Source organism: Enterobacter sp. R-1.6.2 (genome assembly GCF_035064085.1).
GTDB lineage: Bacteria > Pseudomonadota > Gammaproteobacteria > Enterobacterales > Enterobacteriaceae > Enterobacter > Enterobacter asburiae_B.
On the sequence record NZ_JASEYI010000027.1, the window covers coordinates 37,153 to 57,969 of the forward strand.

General features: G+C 57.2%; 13 protein-coding genes. 12 read left to right on the forward strand and 1 reads right to left on the reverse strand.

All coding sequences use genetic code 11. From position 1 onward, the window contains the following. The first annotated feature begins 12 nt into the window (after nt 1–12). The 11 genes from ptsP (at nt 13) to recD (ending at nt 17,786) form a co-directional block, all read left to right on the forward strand. Nucleotides 13–2,259, forward strand: coding sequence for a phosphoenolpyruvate--protein phosphotransferase (gene ptsP, locus QMN93_RS21985; RefSeq protein WP_023309047.1), 2,247 nt, complete (start codon nt 13–15; stop codon nt 2,257–2,259). Between the two features lie 193 nt (nt 2,260–2,452). After that, nucleotides 2,453–3,328 (forward strand): prolipoprotein diacylglyceryl transferase, encoded by an 876-nt coding sequence (gene lgt, locus QMN93_RS21990; RefSeq protein WP_048979864.1) that lies wholly within the window; start codon nt 2,453–2,455, stop codon nt 3,326–3,328. A 6-nt stretch (nt 3,329–3,334) separates the two neighbouring features. Next, nucleotides 3,335–4,129: a thymidylate synthase gene (thyA, locus tag QMN93_RS21995; protein ID WP_014885081.1), complete on the forward strand. Its 795-nt coding sequence runs from the start codon at nt 3,335–3,337 to the stop codon at nt 4,127–4,129. 184 nt (nt 4,130–4,313) lie between these two features. Next, a complete protein-coding gene (locus QMN93_RS22000; protein ID WP_182383921.1) occupies nt 4,314–4,778 on the forward strand; it encodes a prepilin peptidase-dependent protein in 465 nt (154 codons plus the stop codon). Continuing rightward, on the forward strand, nt 4,769–5,329 hold the full coding sequence (locus QMN93_RS22005) for a prepilin peptidase-dependent protein (protein ID WP_182382647.1): 561 nt from the start codon (nt 4,769–4,771) through the stop codon (nt 5,327–5,329). The genes QMN93_RS22000 and QMN93_RS22005 overlap by 10 nt, the downstream gene beginning before the upstream one ends. After that, nucleotides 5,326–5,727, forward strand: a complete 402-nt coding sequence (locus QMN93_RS22010) for a DUF2509 family protein (RefSeq protein ID WP_182382646.1) — start codon at nt 5,326–5,328, stop codon at nt 5,725–5,727. Before QMN93_RS22005 ends, QMN93_RS22010 begins: the two co-directional genes overlap by 4 nt. Next, nucleotides 5,712–6,035 (forward strand): prepilin-type N-terminal cleavage/methylation domain-containing protein, encoded by a 324-nt coding sequence (locus QMN93_RS22015; protein ID WP_023309042.1) that lies wholly within the window; start codon nt 5,712–5,714, stop codon nt 6,033–6,035. Before QMN93_RS22010 ends, QMN93_RS22015 begins: the two co-directional genes overlap by 16 nt. Before the next feature lie 12 nt (nt 6,036–6,047). Then, nucleotides 6,048–9,422, forward strand: a complete 3,375-nt coding sequence (gene recC, locus QMN93_RS22020; protein WP_182382645.1) for an exodeoxyribonuclease V subunit gamma — start codon at nt 6,048–6,050, stop codon at nt 9,420–9,422. Between the two features lie 140 nt (nt 9,423–9,562). After that, a complete protein-coding gene (gene ptrA / locus QMN93_RS22025) occupies nt 9,563–12,430 on the forward strand; it encodes a pitrilysin (protein ID WP_182382644.1) in 2,868 nt (955 codons plus the stop codon). After that, a complete protein-coding gene (gene recB / locus QMN93_RS22030; RefSeq protein ID WP_182382643.1) occupies nt 12,427–15,969 on the forward strand; it encodes an exodeoxyribonuclease V subunit beta in 3,543 nt (1,180 codons plus the stop codon). Before ptrA ends, recB begins: the two co-directional genes overlap by 4 nt. Continuing rightward, nucleotides 15,966–17,786, forward strand: coding sequence for an exodeoxyribonuclease V subunit alpha (recD, locus tag QMN93_RS22035; protein ID WP_182382642.1), 1,821 nt, complete (start codon nt 15,966–15,968; stop codon nt 17,784–17,786). The genes recB and recD overlap by 4 nt, the downstream gene beginning before the upstream one ends. 54 nt (nt 17,787–17,840) lie before the next feature. Here recD and argA read toward each other — a convergent pair whose 3' ends face one another. Beyond that, nucleotides 17,841–19,172: an amino-acid N-acetyltransferase gene (gene argA, locus QMN93_RS22040; RefSeq protein ID WP_023309037.1), complete on the reverse strand. Its 1,332-nt coding sequence runs from the start codon at nt 19,170–19,172 to the stop codon at nt 17,841–17,843. Between the two features lie 227 nt (nt 19,173–19,399). Between argA and amiC the strand changes: the two genes are divergently transcribed. Beyond that, nucleotides 19,400–20,653: an N-acetylmuramoyl-L-alanine amidase AmiC gene (amiC, locus tag QMN93_RS22045; RefSeq protein ID WP_029740496.1), complete on the forward strand. Its 1,254-nt coding sequence runs from the start codon at nt 19,400–19,402 to the stop codon at nt 20,651–20,653. The last annotated feature ends 164 nt before the right edge of the window (nt 20,654–20,817 follow it).

Here is a 20,817-nt window from a genome sequence, read left to right on the forward strand (position 1 = left end):
GCTACGCAAATCATGCTCACCCGCTTGCGAGAAATAGTCGAGAAGGTGGCCAGTGCTCCGCGTCTGAACGAGGCGCTGAATATTCTGGTCACTGACATCTGTCTTGCGATGGAGACCGAAGTCTGTTCGGTGTATCTGGCCGACCACGATCGGCGCTGCTATTACCTGATGGCGACCCGTGGTTTGAAAAAACCACGTGGACGCACCGTCACGCTCGCATTTGATGAAGGTATCGTGGGCCTGGTTGGGCGGCTGGCTGAACCCATCAACCTTGCTGACGCGCAAAAACACCCCAGCTTTAAATACATCCCTTCCGTAAAAGAAGAGCGCTTCCGCGCTTTCCTTGGCGTGCCGATTATCCAGCGTCGCCAGCTGCTCGGCGTGCTGGTCGTCCAGCAGCGCGAGCTACGTCAGTACGATGAAAGCGAAGAGTCTTTCCTCGTCACGCTGGCCACGCAGATGGCGGCGATCCTCTCCCAGTCCCAGCTTGCCGCGCTCTTTGGTCAGTATCGCCATACGCGCATTCGTGCCCTTCCGGCATCACCAGGCGTAGCGATTGCGGAAGGCTGGATGGACGCCACGCTGCCGCTGATGGAGCAGGTTTACGAAGCCTCAACGCTAGATGAAGCGCTTGAGCGCGAGCGTCTTACCGCCGCGCTGGAAGAGGCGGCGAATGAATTTCGTCGTTACAGCAAGCGCTTTGCCGCAGGTGCACAAAAAGAGACGGCGGCCATCTTCGACCTCTATTCGCACCTGCTCTCCGACGCGCGTCTGCGTCGTGAGCTGTTTGCGGAAGTGGATAAAGGCTCGGTCGCAGAGTGGGCGGTTAAGAAGGTCATCGAAAAATTTGCCGACCAATTTGCGGCATTGACTGACGGTTACCTGAAAGAACGGGCTGGCGATCTCCGCGCCCTGGGACAGCGTCTGCTGTTCCATCTTGATGACACCATTCAGGGGCCGAATGCCTGGCCAAAACGGTTTGTTCTGGTCGCCGATGAGCTCTCGGCAACGACGCTGGCTGAACTGCCTCAGGACAGGCTGGCCGGTGTGGTGGTGCGCGATGGCGCAGCCAACTCGCATGCCGCCATTATGGTGCGCGCGCTGGGTATTCCAACCGTTATGGGCGCGGATATCCAGCCGTCGGTACTGCACCGCCGTACGCTGGTAGTGGACGGCTATCGCGGTGAGCTGCTGGTCGATCCTGAGCCGGTTCTGCTCCAGGAATACCAGCGCCTTATCAGCGAAGAGAATGAATTAAGCAAGCTGGCGGAGGATGACGTTAACCTGCCCGCACAGCTTAAGAGCGGAGAGCGGATCAAAGTCATGCTCAACGCCGGTTTAAGCCCTGAGCATGAAGAAAAGCTTGGCAGCCGCATCGACGGTATTGGCCTGTACCGTACTGAAATCCCGTTCATGCTGCAGAGCGGTTTCCCCTCCGAAGAGGAGCAGGTGGCGCAGTATCAGGGGATGCTGCAGATGTTTAACGACAAACCTGTCACCCTGCGAACCCTCGATGTCGGCGCGGATAAACAGCTGCCCTATATGCCGATCAGCGAAGAAAACCCTTGCCTGGGCTGGCGTGGGATCCGCATTACGCTCGATCAGCCGGAGATCTTCCTGATCCAGGTGCGTGCAATGCTGCGCGCCAACGCGGCGACGGGCAATCTCAGTATCTTACTCCCGATGGTCACCAGCATTGATGAGATCGACGAGTCCCGGCGACTGATCGAGCGCGCAGGCCGTGAAGTGGAAGAGATGATCGGCTATGCGATCCCTAAACCGCGGATCGGGGTGATGCTTGAAGTGCCGTCTATGGTCTTTATGCTGCCGCAGCTGGCAAACCGTGTTGATTTTATCTCTGTCGGCACGAACGACCTGACGCAATATATTCTGGCCGTCGACCGTAACAATACCCGCGTCGCCAGTATCTACGACAGCCTGCATCCGGCGATCATTCGCGCGTTAGCGATGATTGCCCGTGAAGCGGAACAGTACGGCATTGATTTACGCCTGTGCGGTGAAATGGCCGGGGATTCAATGTGCGTTGCGATCCTGATTGGTCTGGGATACCGCCATCTGTCGATGAACGGTCGCGCTGTCGCCCGCGTGAAGTACCTGCTGCGGCATATCGACATCAACGATGCCCGCGAGCTGGCTGAACGCAGCCTTGACGCGCAGCTGGCCGCTGAGGTTCGTCATCAGGTCGCCGCGTTTATGGAACGGCGCGGTATGGGCGGCCTGATCCGCGGCGGCCGCTAATCATCTTTCTGCCTCTCCCTCCGGGAGAGGGCTCCAGCGCGCATAAAACCCTATACACATCTTTTACATCTCTGGCGCATCCTCCGCGCCCGCCTTGTGCTATGATTCGCAACTTTGGAGCCTCTGCTTACGGCAGAATCGCATTTCTACCGCTGTCCACTTTCAGCGGAATAACAACATCTTGTGGTGACAGATGAACAGTGGTTATCTGCATTTTCCGGAATTTGATCCGGTCATTTTCTCAGTAGGACCTGTTTCGCTTCACTGGTACGGTCTGATGTACCTGGTGGGCTTCATTTTTGCCATGTGGCTCGCTGGCCGTCGCGCCAGTCGTCCGGGCAGCGGCTGGACGAAAAACGAAGTTGAAAACCTGCTCTATGCGGGCTTCCTCGGCGTGTTCCTCGGTGGCCGTATTGGGTACGTGCTGTTCTATAACTTCCCGGTATTCCTGAACGATCCGCTCTATCTGTTCCGCGTGTGGGACGGCGGCATGTCCTTCCACGGCGGCCTGATTGGGGTGATCCTGGTGATGGTGATTTTTGCCAAACGCACCAAACGCAATTTCTTCCAGGTTGCAGATTTTATCGCACCGCTGATCCCGTTTGGTCTCGGCGCTGGCCGTCTGGGTAACTTTATCAACGGTGAGCTGTGGGGCCGCGTCGACCCGAGCGTGCCGTACACGATGCTCTTCCCGGGCTCCCGCGCAGAAGATATCGCGCTACTGCCATCACACCCGGAGTGGCAGTCCATTTTCGATACCTACGGCGTTCTGCCGCGCCATATGTCTCAGCTGTACGAACTGGCGCTGGAAGGCGTGGTGCTGTTTATCATCCTCAACCTGTTTATCCGCAAACCGCGTCCGATGGGCGCTGTCTCCGGCCTGTTCCTGATTGGCTACGGCGCATTCCGTATTATCGTCGAGTTCTTCCGTCAGCCAGACGCACAGTTTACCGGCGAATGGGTACAGTACATCAGCATGGGGCAGATCCTCTCCATTCCGATGATTGTCGCGGGTGCCATTATGATGATTTGGGCGTATCGTCGTCGTCCACAGCAACAAATTTCCTGAGGAACCATGAAACAGTATCTTGAATTGATGAAAAAAGTGCTCGACGAGGGCACGCCGAAAAACGACCGCACCGGCACCGGTACGCTCTCTATTTTTGGCCACCAGATGCGCTTCAACCTGCAAGAAGGCTTCCCACTGGTGACGACAAAGCGCTGCCATCTGCGCTCGATCATTCATGAACTGCTCTGGTTCCTGCAAGGCGATACCAACGTTGCGTATCTGCACGAAAATAACGTCTCAATCTGGGACGAATGGGCAGATGAAAATGGCAACCTGGGCCCGGTTTACGGCAAGCAGTGGCGCGCCTGGCCAACGCCTGATGGCCGCCATATTGACCAGATCACCACCGTGATGAACCAGCTGAAAAACGATCCGGACTCGCGCCGAATCATCGTTTCCGCCTGGAACGTCGGCGAGCTGGATAAAATGGCGCTGGCACCTTGCCACGCGTTCTTCCAGTTCTATGTGGCGGATGGAAAGCTTTCCTGCCAGCTCTATCAGCGCTCCTGTGACGTGTTCCTCGGCCTGCCGTTTAACATTGCCAGCTATGCGCTATTGGTCCACATGATGGCGCAGCAGTGCGACCTGGAAGTGGGTGATTTTGTCTGGACCGGTGGGGACACCCATCTTTACAGCAACCATATGGAACAGACGCATCTCCAGCTGACCCGCGAACCGCGTGCGCTGCCGAAGCTGATTATCAAACGCAAACCGGCATCAATCTTCGACTATCGCTTTGATGATTTCGAGATTGAGGGCTATGACCCGCATCCGGGCATCAAAGCGCCCGTCGCTATCTGATGCGATAAAGCGTGACACAACCGGTGCTCTTTAGCGCCGGTTTTTTTTCGCCTTTATCCCGTTTCCCGAAGCGCTATCCAGAAAGCGTGCAACGCGCTGCAACACTCCTGATTCTCCGGATAACGCCTCGTAAAACGAGGATCCGTCGCTCGTCATGTTCACCGCGCTTCGCCACACTCCCGATATGAAAAAAGAGAACGGTTTTACGCTTATCGAAACGCTGGTCGCGATTTCGCTTGTCGTTATCCTCAGCGCCTCGGGTCTGTACGGCTGGGACAGCTGGCAGCGGCAGCAGCGGCTGTGGCAAACCGCCAGTCAGGTACGAGATTACCTGCTGTTTCTACGCAATCATGCCAACCGCTACAACCGCGACCATCAAATTACCCATCAGCGGGTGGGAGGCATGGATTGTCTGCTGAGCTCTGCCGCGCAAGGCTGTGAGAAGGGCAATCCCTTTGTGCTGATTCCGCTCTGGCCTGAGGTCGCGATCGGCGAGGTAACGCCGTCGCTCGCGTTCTATGGATTAAAGGATACGGCTTGGGCTGGGCGGATATGCGTTCAAAGCCGCGCAGGAGAATGGCTGATTATTGTCTCAAATGGAGGACGCATCAGGATGTGTAAGGTCTCTGCGGGAGGTTCATGTCGATGAAGCAGCGAGGTTTCTCACTGACCGAAGTTCTGATTGCCACGGCGATTAGCAGCCTCCTGCTGATAAGCGCATCGCGTTTTTTACCCGGCTTGCAGCGGGCGGTCTTAGCGCAATCCGGCCAGAGACAACTGGAGGAAGAAGTCTGGCACCATCTGTTCGCCCTGGGCAAACAGCTCCAGCGTGCGGGATACTGCGCGGGAAACTGTCAGGGACAGGCGCTGGTGACCGCGAGGCTTGGAAGTTGCGTCATTGTGCGGTGGGATGCCAACAGTAACGGCAGCTGGGATAACAGCGCATCAGAAAATGACAGCACCGGTTTTCGTCTGGAGTCTGGCGCGCTGGAAACCCAGCGGGGGGCGACGTCGTGTGAAGGAAAAGGATGGGAAAAGCTCACGGACCCGGACAGGCTTACTATCGCGCATTTTGTGGTGAGGACAGTGGAACATGCCGGTTTTGCGCCCGAGGTGAAAATCGAACTGGCGGCGATTCGTAAAGGCGAGCAGGGGGAGCCCTTGCAGGCGTTGTATACGGTCACGGGGTACAACCTGTGAATCGTCAACGCGGAATGTCTTCGATGGCGATGGTTCTGCTTTTACTGGTGCTCGGTACTCTGATCCTCACCGGTCTCAATCAGCAGCTCACAACGTTTAGCGCGCTCGTCGGCGGTGAGAGCCGTTCGCTTCAGCAGCAGGCGGCGGTGCAGTCCGCGCTTGAGTGGGGACGGGTTCAGAGCTGGTCGTCAGAGCCACAGGTTCAGTGCAAGAAGACTCCTGCGTGGCGAGCGTGTTTGCGCCAGCTGAGTGGGGCGCGTGTGCTGCTGATTGCCGGAGACAGCGACCTGCTGCTCTGGCGCTCAGGAGAGATTGTCGACGGGAACGTTCGCTTTTCGCCTCACGGCTGGAGTGATTTTTGTCCCCTTAAGGAGAGCGCGTTATGCCAGCTGCCGTGAACAGAGAAAAAGGGTTTAGCATGGTTGAGGTACTGCTGGCGATGATGCTGCTGGTGATCGTCGTGACGGCTTTGTCCGGCTATCATCGGGCGTTGGCGGCTCGGTTTACCCTGTTTAACCAGTATCGACAGCTCTGGCATCATGCCTGGAATCAGTCTCAGCTCTCAACAAATGTTCTCCCGGCTGGCTGGCAGGCCAGTCGGGGGCAGACAACGCACGCAGGATGTGTCAGCATCACGGTCACACTTATTTCTCCTCTGGGGCGGCGCGGTGAGATTACGCGCCTGCATTGCCCGGTTAGCCAGTAGTCGGGAGCGTCTATGTTAAGGGTCTACCACTCAAATCGTCTGGATGTGCTGGAAGCGCTGATGGAATTTATCGTTGAGCGCGAGCGGCTTGACGATCCTTTTGAGCCTGAAATGGTGCTGGTGCAGAGCACCGGTATGGCACAGTGGCTGCAAATGTCGCTTTCCCGTAAATTTGGCATAGCCGCAAATATTGATTTCCCGCTGCCCGCGAGCTTTATCTGGGAGATGTTTGTGCGCGTGTTGCCGGACATCCCGGAGCAGAGCGCCTTCAACAAGCAAGGCATGAGCTGGAAGCTCATGGCGCTGCTGCCGGAAATGCTGCAGCACGATGAATTCGCCATGCTGCGCCACTACCTCAATGACGATACCGATAAGCGCAAGCTGTTCCAGCTGGCGTCGCGCACCGCCGATCTCTACGACCAATACCTTGTTTACCGTTCTGACTGGTTAATTCGTTGGGAAGCGGGCGAGTTGGTTGAAGGGCTACCGGAGGCGCAAATATGGCAGGCACCGCTGTGGAAAGCACTGGTAGAGCATACGGAGAAACTTGGGCAGCCTCAGTGGCACCGTGCCAACCTGTACGATCGGTTTATCTCCATACTCGAGAATGCGTCGGAGCGCCCGGCCCGACTGCCGTCACGCGTTTTTATCTGCGGGATATCCGCATTACCGCCTGTTTATCTGAAGGCGTTGAACGCGCTGGGTAAACATATTGATATTCATATTTTGTTCACCAACCCTTGCCGACAGTATTGGGGGGATATCCTCGACGAACGTTGGCTTGCGCGGCTGGTGACTCGCCAACGAAAGCGCCTTTTTGAAGAACGTTCCGTCCCGCTGTTTAAAGACGGCTCGACTGCCGGGCAGCTTTTTGATGAAGACGGTATCCAGAACCTGCCCAATCCACTGCTTGCCTCGTGGGGGAAGCTGGGGCGTGACTACATTCACATGCTTTCAGACATCACCTCATCAGGTGAAGGCGACGTAGATGCCTTTGTCGATATTGCCCCGGATAGCCTGCTGCATCATATTCAGCTGGATATCCTCGATCTGGAAAACCGTGCCGTGATGGGCGTGACGGCGAAAGAATTCGAACGCAGCGACAGCAAGCGCAAGCTGGATGCTGACGATCGCAGCGTCACGATCCATGTTTGCCATAGCCCTCAGCGTGAGGTCGAAGTGCTTCACGACCAGCTGCTGGCGATGCTGCAGGACGATCCCGAACTGACGCCACGCGATATTGTGGTGATGGTGGCGGATATCGACAGCTACAGTCCCTTCATCCAGGCCGTTTTTGGCAGTGCGACGGGCGAGCGATATCTGCCTTACGCTATCTCTGACCGTCGTGCCCGTCAGTCGCATCCGGCACTGCAGGCCTTTATCACTCTGCTTTCACTGCCGGATAGCCGCTTTATCTCCGAAGATGTCCTGGCGTTACTGGATGTTCCCGTGCTGGCTGCACGCTTCAACATCAATGAAGAGGGGCTGCGCTACCTTCGCCAGTGGGTGAATGAATCTGGCGTACGCTGGGGGATCGATGACGATAACGTTCAGGAGTTCGAACTTCCTCCAACCGGGCAGCACACGTGGCGTTTTGGCCTGACGCGTATGCTGCTGGGCTACGCCATGGAGAGCAGCCAGGGCGAGTGGAATGAGGTGCTGCCTTACGATGAGTCCAGCGGGTTAATTGCTGAACTGGTGGGGCATTTAGCATCACTCCTGATGCAGCTTAACCGCTGGCGACACGAGCTGATGCAGCCGCGTCCGCTTGAAGCGTGGCTCCCGGTTTGCAGGGCATTGCTTAATGATTTCTTCCTGCCAGACAGTGACACCGAAGCGGCAATGGCACTGATTGAAACGCAGTGGCAGGCGATCGTCGATGAAGGCGTGAATTCCCATTATCAGGAGGCAATCCCACTGTCGCTGTTGAGGGATGAGCTAACGCAGCGGCTTGACCAGGAGCGAATCAGCCAGCGTTTCCTGGCAGGCCCCATCAATATCTGCACCCTGATGCCAATGCGTTCTATCCCGTTTAAAGTGGTCTGTCTGCTTGGCATGAACGACGGCGTTTATCCGCGCGCGCTGGCGCCGCTGGGGTTCGATTTGATGAGCGCAAATCCAAAGCGGGGAGACCGTAGCCGCCGCGATGATGACCGCTACCTCTTCCTTGAGGCGCTCATTTCCGCCCAGAGTAAGCTCTATATCAGCTATATCGGCCGTTCCATTCAGGACAACAGCGAGCGTTTTCCCTCCGTTCTGGTGCAGGAGCTGGTGGACTATATCGGCCAGAGTCACTATCTGACGGGGGATGATGAGCGCAACTGCGATGAAAGCGAGAAGAGGGTGAAAGCCCATATCACCTGTTTCCACAGCCGCATGCCGTTTGACCCGGTGAACTACACGCCCAGCGAGCGCCAGAGCTATGCCCAGGAGTGGCTACCGGCGGCGAAAAAGGAGGGGAGTGCGCATACCGATTTCATTCAGGAGCTTGACCCGCGCCCTGTCGACACCCTGACCTTCGAACAGCTTCAGCGGTTTTGGGCGCATCCGGTGCGCGCCTTCTTCCAGCAGCGATTGCAGGTCAACTTCCGTTCTGAAGAGAGTGAAATTCCTGATGCAGAGCCTTTTACGCTGGAAGGGCTGGAGCGCTACCAGTTAAACCTGCAGCTATTGAATGCGCTGGTTGACGAGGAAGATGCGGACAAACTTTATCGCCGCTACCGTGCTGCAGGGCAGCTGCCCTATGGGGCATTCGGGGAAATTGTCTGGGAGGCGCAGTGTCAGGAGATGACCGCCCTGGCAGAGCGCGTAAGAGCGTGCCGACAGCCAGGGAAAAGCATTGAAATCGATCTCAACTGCAATGGTGTACAGCTTACGGGCTGGTTAACCCAGGTTCAGCCGGACGGGCTGCTGCGCTGGCGGCCTTCTATGCTGAGCGTTTCACAGGGTTTGCAACTCTGGCTGGAACATCTTGTCTACAGTGCGGATGGTCATAAAGGTGAAAGTCGGATTTTCGTGCGCAAAGAGGGCGAATGGCGCTTCCCGCCGATGGAGTCTGAGCAGGCGTTACGGTATCTGTCTTTGTACATTGAGGGCTACCGTCAGGGAATGAACAAACCGCTCCTGCTGTTGCCGGAAAGTGGCGGGGCCTGGATAAAAGCCTGTTATGACGCACAGAATGATGCGATGTTAACGGATGAGGCGTCACTGCAGAAAGCGCGCAGTAAATTTATGCAGGCCTACGAAGGAAACATGATGGTGCGGGGCGAAGGTGAAGATGTCTGGTATCAGCGCTTATGGCGAACGCTTGAGCCAGAGTACTTTGAGGCCATCACGGAAGAGGCGCAGCGCTACCTGCTGCCGTTGTTTAAATTTAATCAGTCCTGAGCGCTGTATAAAAATTGCGCAGCATGGGGTGTTCAATTATGATGCACTTCTTATCACGGACTGATGTACCCAATAAAGAGATGTTGGCGTGTCCAGCACGCAATGTATTAATGATGTAGCCGTGATAAAGAGGTAGCACCTTGTTTAAAGCGTTTGTTTTGTTTTTCGCCCTCTGGGTACCTGTCACTCAGGCAGACTCCGGTTGGCAACCCGTTCAGGAAACTATTCGTAAAAGCGAAAAAGATACCCGTCAATATCAGGCTATTCGTCTTGATAACGGCATGACCGTGCTGCTGGTTTCCGATCCGCAGGCGGTGAAGTCCCTCTCGGCATTAGTGGTGCCGATTGGATCGCTGGAAGATCCTGACGCGCATCCTGGGCTTGCACATTATCTGGAACATATGACGCTGATGGGGTCAAAAAAATACCCGCAGCCGGATAGCCTGTCCGAATTTTTGAAAATGCATGGCGGCAGCCACAATGCCAGTACGGCACCGTACCGCACGGCCTTTTATCTTGAAGTCGAAAATGATGCGCTGGAAGGCGCGGTCGATCGCCTTGCTGATTCCATCGCCGCCCCCCTGCTGGATAAAAAATATGCCGACCGTGAACGCAATGCCGTCAATGCTGAGTTGACCCTTGCCCGCACGCGAGACGGTATGCGCATGGCCCAGGTCAGCGCCGAAACCATCAACCCTGCGCACCCGGGTTCGCGCTTCTCCGGCGGTAACCTTGAGACGTTAAGCGACAAACCGAACAGCCCGGTGCTTGATGCCCTGCACGCGTTTCGCGATAAATACTACTCCGCCAACCTGATGAAAGCGGTCATCTACAGCAATAAACCGTTGCCAGAACTGGCAGGCATGGCGGCTAAAACGTTTGGCCGGGTGCCGAATAAAAATATCGACCTGCCGCAGATAGACGTACCGGTGGTCACGGATGCGCAAAAGGGCATCGTGATCCACTACGTGCCTGCGCTGCCGCGCAAAGTGCTGCGCGTGGAATTCCGCATCGATAACAACACCGCACAGTTTCGCAGTAAAACCGATGAGCTGGTGACCTATCTGATAGGTAACCGTAGCCCGGGTACGCTTTCTGACTGGCTGCAAAAACAGGGGCTGGTGGAAGGTATTCGCGCCGACTCCGATCCGGTTGTGAACGGCAATAGCGGCGTGCTGGCGATCTCCGCCACCCTGACCGACAAGGGCCTGGCAAACCGTGACGAAGTGGTGGCGGCGATCTTCAGCTACCTCTCTTTACTGCGTGAGAAAGGCGTCGATAAGCGCTACTTTGATGAGCTCGCCCACGTGCTGGATCTCGATTTCCGTTACCCGTCCATTACCCGCGATATGGATTACGTTGAGTGGCTGGCGGATACCATGATCCGCGTGCCGGTGGAACACACCCTCGATGCGGTCAATATTGCCGACCGCTATGATGCCGATGCGGTAAAAGCCCGCCTGGCGATGATGACGCCGGAGAATGCCCGCATCTGGTACATCAGCCCGAACGAACCGCATAACAAGACGGCGTATTTTGTCGATGCTCCTTATCAGGTGGACAAAATCAGCGCGCAGACCTTCGCCGACTGGCAGAAGAAGGCCGGGGAGATTGCGTTAAAGCTGCCGGAGCTGAACCCCTATATTCCGGATGACTTCTCGCTGACCAAAACGACTAAAGATTACCCGCACCCGGCGCTCATCGTTGATGAACCGACGCTGCGCGTGGTGTACACCCCCAGCCGCTACTTCGCAAGCGAGCCAAAGGCCGATGTCAGCGTGGTGCTGCGTAACCCGAAAGCGATGAACAGCGCCAAAAATCAGGTGATGTTCGCGCTCAATGACTATCTCGCCGGGATTGCGCTCGATCAGCTCAGCAACCAGGCGGCCGTGGGCGGGATCAGCTTCTCCACCAACGCCAACAACGGTTTGATGCTCAATGCAAACGGCTATACCCAGCGTTTGCCTCAGCTGTTCCAGGCACTGCTGGAGGGCTATTTCAGCTATACGCCGACGGAAGAGCAGCTTGAACAGGCTAAATCGTGGTATGCGCAGATGATGGATTCTGCGGAGAAGGGCAAAGCTTACGATATGGCGCTTATGCCGGCGCAAATGCTGTCGCAAGTTCCTTATTTCCAGCGAGAGGATCGCCGCGCGCTGTTGCCTTCGATCACCTTAAAAGACGTGCTGGTTTACCGTGATGCGCTGAAAACCAACACGCGTCCGGAGTTCCTGATCGTCGGCAACATGAGTGAGGATCAGGCCAAAACCCTGGCAGAGAATGTACGCACTCAGCTCGGTTCGAAAGGCGACGAGTGGTGCCGCAACCAGGACGTGCTGGTTGAGAAAAAACAGAATGTGATTTTTGAAAAGGCGGGTAACAGCACGGATTCCGCGCTGGCCGCGGTATTTGTGCCAACGGGCTACGATGAATTCGCCAGCTCAGCGCAGAGTGCCGTTCTGGGGCAAATTATTCAGCCGTGGTTCTACAACCAGTTACGCACAGAGGAGCAGCTTGGCTACGCTGTGTTTGCCTTCTCCATGAACGTAGGCCGACAGTGGGGGCTGGGTTTCCTGCTGCAAAGCAGCGATAAACAGCCGGCGTATCTCTGGAAGCGTTACCAGGCCTTCTTCCCGCAGGTGGAAGCGAAACTGCGCGCCATGAAGCCGGAAGAGTTTGCGCAGATCCAGCAGGCCGTCATCGCACAGGTGATGCAGCCGCCGCAGACGCTGGGTGAAGAAGCCTCGCAGCTGAGCAAAGATTTCGATCGCGGTAATCTGAAATTTGATTCGCGTGATAAAGTAGTGGCCGAGATAAAACAGCTGACGCCGCAGAAGGTTGCAGACTTCTTCCATCAGGCGGTCATTAAGCCGCAGGGAATCACTATCCTGTCTCAGGTTTCCGGTAGCCAGAACGGGAAAACGGAATACGTGAACCCGAAAGGCTGGAAAGTCTGGAAGAGCGTCAGCGCGCTGCAGCAATCTATGCCCTGGAGTAAGAAAGAATGACCGATACCGCTGAGTCCCTTGATCCCTTACGTTTACCTCTGCAGGGTGAACGATTGATTGAAGCCTCAGCGGGAACGGGAAAAACCTTCACCATTGCCGCGCTGTACCTGCGTCTGCTGCTGGGGCTTGGCGGCAACGCCGCTTTTCCACGTCCTTTGAGCGTGGAGGAACTGCTGGTGGTGACCTTCACCGAGGCTGCCACCGCTGAGCTGCGGGGCCGTATTCGCAGCAATATCCACGAGCTGCGCATCGCCTGTCTGCGTCAGAGCACGGATAACCCTCTCTACGCGAGCCTTCTGGAAGAAATTGCCGATAAGCAACAGGCAGCCCAGTGGCTATTGCTCGCTGAACGGCAGATGGATGAAGCGTCCGTCTTCACCATTCACGGTTTTTGCCAGCGTATGCTGAGCCTGAATGCGTTTGAATCCGGAATGCTATTTGAACAGCAGCTCATTGAAGATGAATCCGTGCTTCGCTATCAGGCCTGCGCGGATTTCTGGCGTCGCCACTGCTACCCGTTACAGCGCGATATCGCCGAAGCGGTACATGCGCTGTGGAAGGGCCCGGAGGCGCTGCTGCGCGCTATCGATCGTTATCTGCAGGGTGAAGCACCGGTCATCAAATCCCCGCCGCCTGCGGATGAAACCCTGGCCTCACGCCATGAAAAAATCATCGCGAGAATTGCCGACATCAAGCAAAAATGGATTGAGTCCGTTGGCGAGATTGACGCAATCATCGAAAATTCCGGGATTGACCGACGCAAGTTTAACCGTGGCAATCAGGGGAAATGGATCGACAAGATCAGCGCCTGGGCGCAGGAGGAGACGCGAGGCTACCAGCTCCCGGATGCGCTGGAGAAATTCTCCCAACGTTTCCTGGCTGAGCGGACCAAAGCCGACGGCATTGTGCCTGAGCATCCTCTGTTTGTGGCGATTGAAACCCTGCTGGCTGAGCCCTTAACGCTCAACGATCTGATGATTACCCGCGCCATGACGGAAATTCGCGACGCCGTCGCGCGTGAGAAACGCCGCCGGGGTGAGCTGGGGTTTGACGACATGCTGAGCCGCCTCGATGCGGCGCTGTGCAGTGAAAATGGCGAAGCGCTTGCCGCCGCGATCCGCACCCGCTTCCCGGTGGCGATGATTGACGAATTTCAGGATACCGACCCTCAGCAATACCGCATTTTCCGCCGTATCTGGCGCCAGCAGCCCGGCACCGCGCTGTTGTTAATCGGCGATCCGAAACAGGCCATCTACGCCTTCCGCGGTGCGGATATTTTCACCTACATGAAAGCCCGTAGCGAAGTTGACGCGCACTACACGCTTGATACTAACTGGCGCTCCTCTCCCGGCATGGTGGAAAGCGTCAACGCGCTCTTCAGCCGCATGGATACGGCGTTTATGTTCCGGGAGATCCCGTTTCAGCCGGTAAAGTTCGCCGAGAAAAATGCCTCGTTGCGCTTCGAGTTCAACGGCGAGACGCAGCCTGCCATGAACTTCTGGCTGCTGGACGGGGAAGGCTGCGGCGTTGCCGACTATCAAAATGCCATGGCCCAGCACAGTGCCGCACAAATCCGCGACTGGCTCAGTGCGGGCGCGCACGGTAAAGCGCTGCTGTGGAAGGGGGATAAACCAACCCCGGTAAAGGCATCCGATATCACGGTGCTGGTGCGCAGCCGTCAGGAGGCCGCGCTCATCCGCGACGCTCTGACGTTACTGAATATTCCCTCCGTCTATCTCTCGAACCGCGATAGCGTCTTTGAAACGCTGGAAGCGCAGGAGATGCTATGGCTGCTGCAGGCCGTGCTGGCTCCGGAGCGGGAAAGCACGCTGCGTAGCGCATTAGCGAGCGCGATGCTCGGGCTGAACGCGCGGGATATTGATGCGCTGAACAATGACGAAGCCGCGTGGGATTCTGTCGTAGAAGAGTTTGTTCGCTACCGCGAAAAATGGCAGAAGCGTGGAGTCATGGCGATGGTGCGTGAGCTCATGGCGCAGCGCCACATTGCGGAGAATATGCTGGCGACAGCAGGCGGCGAGCGCCGTTTGACCGATATTTTACATATCAGCGAACTGCTGCAGGAAGCCGGTACGCAGCTGGAGAGCGAACACGCCCTGGTACGCTGGCTGGCGCAGCAGATTGCCGATCCGAACAGTAATTCGTCCAGCCAGCAGATGCGACTAGAGAGTGATAAACATCTGGTGCAGATCGTCACCATTCACAAGTCGAAAGGCCTGGAATATCCGCTGGTCTGGCTGCCGTTTATCGCCAATTATCGCGTGCAGGATCAGGCCTTTTACCACGATCGCGAGTCTTTTGAGGCGGTGCTCGATCTCAGCAACGCGGAGTCCAGCGTTGAGCTGGCCGAAGCCGAGCGTCTGGCGGAAGACCTGCGCCTGCTTTACGTGGCGCTGACCCGTTCGGTCTGGCACTGCAGCCTGGGCGTTGCACCTCTGTTCCGTCGCCGTGGCGAAAAGACCGGGGAGAGTGATTTTCATCTGAGCGCGCTGGGGCGGCTTATTCAGCACGGCGAACCCAAAGACGCGGCGGGCCTGCGCCAGTGCATCGAATCGCTTTGCACGGAGCATGTTGCCTTGCATATTCCGTCTCAGCCCGACAACAGCCGCTGGCAGATGCCGGAGCTGCGTGAGTCAGAGCTCCATGCCCGCCAGGTTGTGCGTACCATTGCCGACGACTGGCGCGTCACCAGCTACTCCGGTTTACAGCAGCACGGGCAGAGTATTGCGCAGGATCTGATGCCAAAACTGGACGTGGACGCCGCAGGAGCCGGTAGCGTACCCGCTGAGCCGGTGCTCACGCCGCACCAGTTCCCGCGCGGCGCCTCGCCGGGCACGTTTTTGCACAGCCTGTTTGAAGAGCTGGATTTTACCCAGCCGGTTTCCGAAGAGTGGGTGCTGAAAATGTTACAGAGTGGCGGCTACGACGCGCAGTGGCAGCCGGTTCTCACCGACTGGATCCGCGCGGTACTGCACGCGCCGCTCACGACGCAGGGGATCTCCCTGAACCAGTTGACTGCCAAAGATAAGCAGGTGGAGATGGAGTTTTATCTCCCCATCGCCAGCCCGCTCAGGGCCGAGGCGCTTGATGCGCTGATCCGCGAGTACGATCCGTTATCCGCCGGGTGCCCGCCGCTGAACTTCCGCCAGGTGCAGGGGATGCTCAAAGGCTTTATCGACCTGGTTTTCCGCCACGAAGGGCGCTACTACCTGCTGGATTACAAATCGAACTGGCTGGGTGAAAGCAGCGAAGCCTACACCCAGGACGCGATGGCATCGGCAATGCAAATGCATCGCTACGATCTGCAGTACCAGCTTTACACCCTTGCGCTGCACCGTTACCTCCGCCATCGCATGGCCGATTACCGCTACGAAGATCATTTTGGTGGCGTCATTTACCTGTTCCTGCGCGGAGTGGATGCTAACGACCCGCGTTCCGGCGTCTTTAGCACGCGTCCGGCTGTGGAACTGATTGAAAAAATGGATAACCTGTTTGCTGCAAGCACGGAGGAGGTGGCATGACGATGCAGGCGCTACTGCTGGACGCGGTTGAACAACGGTTACTGCGTCACCTGGATGTGCAGTTCGCCATGATGGTGGCAGGCGAGGAGCCTGCCGTCATGCTGGCCGCAGCCATTCTGAGCAAAGACGCGGGGGAAGGGCACGTATGTCTGCCGCTGTCGCGTCTGGCGGTGGATGAGAAAATGCCTCCGGCTTTACAGGCGTGTTTCGCGCTGCTGGGTGACGAAGTGGACTGGCAGGAGATATTACTCGGCTCGCCTGCCGTAAGCGGAGCCGATACCGGGACGCCGATGATCCTTGTCGGCGAGCGTTTGTATCTTAACCGGCTGTGGCGTAACGAACTGACGGTAGCGCGCTTCTTCAGCGAGACCAACGCCCCGCTTCCCTGCGATGAAGCGCAGCTCCGGCAAACGCTGGATACGCTGTTTACCTCTGACGACGCGACAGACTGGCAGAAAGTGGCGGCAGCCGTGGCCTTAACGCGACGGATCTCGGTGATTTCTGGTGGCCCGGGCACCGGGAAAACGACTACTGTGGCAAAACTGCTTGCCGCGCTGATTCAGCTATCGGGTGAGAAAAAGTGCCGTATTCGCCTGGCCGCCCCCACCGGTAAAGCGGCGGCACGTCTGACGGAGTCGTTAGGCGGCGCGCTGCAAAAACTGCCGCTAACCGGGGAGCAGCTTGCGCTTTTCCCCAATGAAGCGAGCACGCTGCACCGTTTGCTTGGCGCACAGCCGGGTAGCCAGCGTCTGCGCTATCATGCCGGTAACCCACTGCACCTTGACGTGCTGGTCGTGGATGAAGCGTCGATGATTGACCTGACGATGATGTCGCGTTTGATCGATGCGCTACCGCCGCACGCGCGCGTCATTTTCCTCGGCGATCGCGATCAGCTTGCCTCCGTAGAGGCGGGAGCCGTATTGGGGGATATCTGCACCTATGCCAGCCTGGGATATACCGCGGAACGCGCGCAGGAGCTGGCCCGTCTCACCGGATGTTCGCTCACGTCTGAAAACCATTCGCTTGCAGGGGCGCTGCGCGACAGCCTGTGTCTGCTGCAAAAAAGCTACCGTTTCGGCAGCGACTCCGGCATCGGCCAGCTTGCGGCGGCGGTGAACCGGGGCGACCGGCGCACCACCACAGCGGTATTTGACGGTACCTTTACGGATATTGAGAAAAAATCGCTGCAAAGTGGGGAAGAGTATCAGGCGATGCTGGACGACGCCCTGCAGGGGTATCAGCACTTTCTGACGAGCGTACAACAGCAAAGTACGCCGGAGCAGGTCATTGCCGCGTTTGGCGAATACCAGCTGCTCTGTGCGCTGAGGGAAGGCCCCTTTGGCGTCCGGGGTTTGAACGACAGGCTGGAACAGCTGCTGGCGCAAAAACGCAAAATTAACCGTACCCAGCACTCGCGCTGGTATGAAGGGCGACCGGTAATGATCTCCCGCAACGACAGCGCGCTGGGATTGTTTAACGGGGATATCGGGATTGCGCTCGATTGTGGTCAGGGCCTGCGCGTCTGGTTCCAGATGCCGGACGGGAGCGTGAAGTCCTTCCAGCCCAGCCGTTTGCCCGAGCATGAAACCGCCTGGGCGATGACGGTGCATAAATCCCAGGGCTCCGAGTTTAACCATGCGGCGCTGATCCTGCCCACGCAGCTTTCACCCGTCGTTACCCGCGAGCTGATCTATACCGCCATTACGCGCGCGCGTCAGCGTCTTTCGCTCTATACCGATGAGCGGGTGCTGGTGCAGGCGATCGCCACCCGAACGGAACGCCGAAGCGGGCTGGGCGCGATATTTGAGTCACTCTGAACAACGCCAGATATCCAGGCCGGGTACGCGCAGCGCGACCCGGCAAGCGTTGTATTATCCCAGGTCAGCCATCAGCACTTTTGAACGACGCTGATAGTTGTACATCTCTTTCTTCGTTTCCGGCAGAGAATCGATATCCACCGGCGTGAATCCGCGCTCCTGGAACCAGTGAATGCTGCGCGTCGTCAGGACGAACAGTTTGCTCAGTCCCATCTGGCGCGCCTGTGCCGCCACGCGTTCAAGCAGCATTTCGCCGCGTGAAGAGCTACGGTAATCAGGATGCACCGCCACGCAGGCCATTTCACCGATCTTCTCTTCCGGGAACGGATAGAGCGCGGCGCAGGCAATGGTCAGGTTATCGCGCTGAATAATGGTGAATTTGTCGATCTCCATCTCCAGCTGTTCGCGTGACCGGCGTACCAGAATGCCCTGCTGTTCCAGCGGGCGGATCAGCTCCAGAATGCCGCCGATGTCATTGATGGTGGCGCGGCGGATCTGCTCCGCACTCTCCATCACAATCTGTGTACCAATACCGTCGCGGGAGAACAGCTCCTGCAGCAGGGCCCCGTCTTCCTGATAGCTGATCAGGTGGCTGCGGCGCACGCCGCTGCGGCAGGCCTTCACGGCGCCACGCAGGAAGCGCACGGTGCCGGAGTGGTAATCGCCTTCGGCTTCCAGCGCCTCCACGCGAGCCTGGGCTTCATTCGGGAAGAGTTCCGGTACGATTGTTCCTTCAGCGTCCACGACGCCCTGGGAGGAGCAGAACCCAATCATTTTTTCCGCCTTCAGCTTGATCGCCAGCTGCGTGGCGATCTCTTCGGACGTCAGGTTAAAGCTTTCGCCGGTCACGGAAACAGCGACCGGGCCCATCAGCACGATGGCACCGCTGTCCAGCTGGCGGTGAATAGCTTCTTCATCAATACGACGGATACGGCCGCTGTGGCAGTAATCCACGCCATCGTCCACGCCGAGCGGCTGGGCAATGATAAAGTTGCCGCTCACGACGTTGATATGCGCGCCCTGCAGCGGCGTATTGTTCAGGCTCATGGAGAGACGCGCGGTAATATCCAGCTGCAGCAGACCCGCCGCCTGTTTCACCAGCTCCAGGGTTTTGGCATCGGTGACGCGGGTATGTTTATGGTAAATCGGCTCGTGGTGGTGAGCGGCCAGGTTGGCGTCGATCTGCGGACGCGCGCCATAAACCACCACCAGGCGGATCCCGAGGCTGTGCAGCAGGCCAATGTCATTGACGATGCTGGAAAAATTTTCATGCTCAATGGCTTCGCCGCCAAGCATGATGACAAACGTTTTTCCCCGATGGGCGTTGATATAGGGAACAGAATGGCGGAATCCCTGGACCAGTTCGGTTCTACGTTCCTTCACCATGGCACAACCCTTAATGAATGTTTATTCGTAATTTCTGTATTTTTATTCGATTGTGGCCGCGTGTGCAAGCGCAAATTTTCCGCGACCCACAGAAATTGGTAAGTAATCCGTGCGTTAGCGTATGATTGTTTACCCTTTTATAGATGACAGTTTATGCGTCATTCGTTAAAGTTTTCGGTCAATTTGGACATTTTGTATATCAGTCAGTGTTCTTGCTCGGGAGAAGCATGTCGGGATCCAATTCAGCAATAAGCCGCCGCCGTTTGTTAAAAGGGGCCGGGGCAATGTGGTTGCTTAGCGTCAGTCAGGTCGGTCTTGCCGCCACGAGTCAGGTGGTGGCGGTGCGCGTATGGCCGTCGTCGACCTATACGCGCGTGACGGTCGAATCCAATCGCGTGCTGAAATATAAGCAATTTGCCCTCAGCAACCCGGAACGCGTGGTGGTGGATCTCGAAGGCGTTAACCTCAACTCCGTGCTGAAAGGGATGGCGGCGCAGATCCGCGGCGACGATCCGTTTATTAAATCGGCGCGCGTCGGGCAGTTTGATCCGCAAACCGTGCGCATGGTGTTTGAGCTTAAACAGAACGTTAAGCCGCAGCTGTTCGCCCTGGCGCCCGTCGCGACGTTTAAAGAGCGCCTGGTGATGGATCTCTACCCGGCCAACGCAACGGATATCCAGGATCCGCTTCTCGCTCTGCTGGAAGACTACAACAAGGGCGATCTTCAGCGTCAGGTGCCGCCTGCGCAAAGCGGTCCGCAGCCCGGAAAAGCAGGGCGCGATCGTCCGATTGTGATCATGCTCGATCCCGGCCACGGCGGCGAAGACTCCGGCGCGGTGGGTAAATACCGCACGCGTGAAAAAGACGTGGTGCTGCAAATTGCCCGCCGCCTGAAGGCGTTGATTGATAAAGAAGGCAATATGCGCGCCTATATGACGCGCAATGAAGATATCTTTATCCCGCTGAAGGTCCGGGTGGCGAAAGCGCAGAAGCAGCGCGCCGATTTGTTCGTGTCGATCCATGCGGATGCCTTTACCAGCCGCCAGCCAAGCGGCTCGTCGGTGTTCGCGCTCTCAACCAAAGGCGCGACCAGTACCGCAGCAAGATTCCTGGCTGACAGCCAGAACGCCTCTGACCTGATTGGTGGCGTGAGCAAAAGCGGCGACCGCTACGTCGACCATACTATGTTCGATATGGTGCAGTCGCTGACCATTAACGACAGCCTGAAGTTTGGTAAAGCGGTGCTGGGCAAGCTGGGCAACATCAATAAGCTGCATAAAAACAGCGTTGAACAGGCCGGGTTTGCGGTACTCAAGGCACCGGATATCCCGTCCATCCTGGTCGAAACCGCGTTTATCAGTAACGTCGAAGAGGAGCGTAAGCTCAAGACGGCAAAATTCCAGCAGGAGGTTGCGGAGTCGATTCTGGCGGGGATACGGGCGTATTTCTCTGACGGGGCGACGCTGGCGCGACGCGGATAATGCTTTCAGCCGGGTAAACGCCCGGCAAATTCACAAACGACAGATACAAAAAAACACCCTTGAGGGTGTTTATTGTTTTCAGAAGTGTTGGTTGCGGGGGCCGGATTTGAACCGACGACCTTCGGGTTATGAGCCCGACGAGCTACCAGGCTGCTCCACCCCGC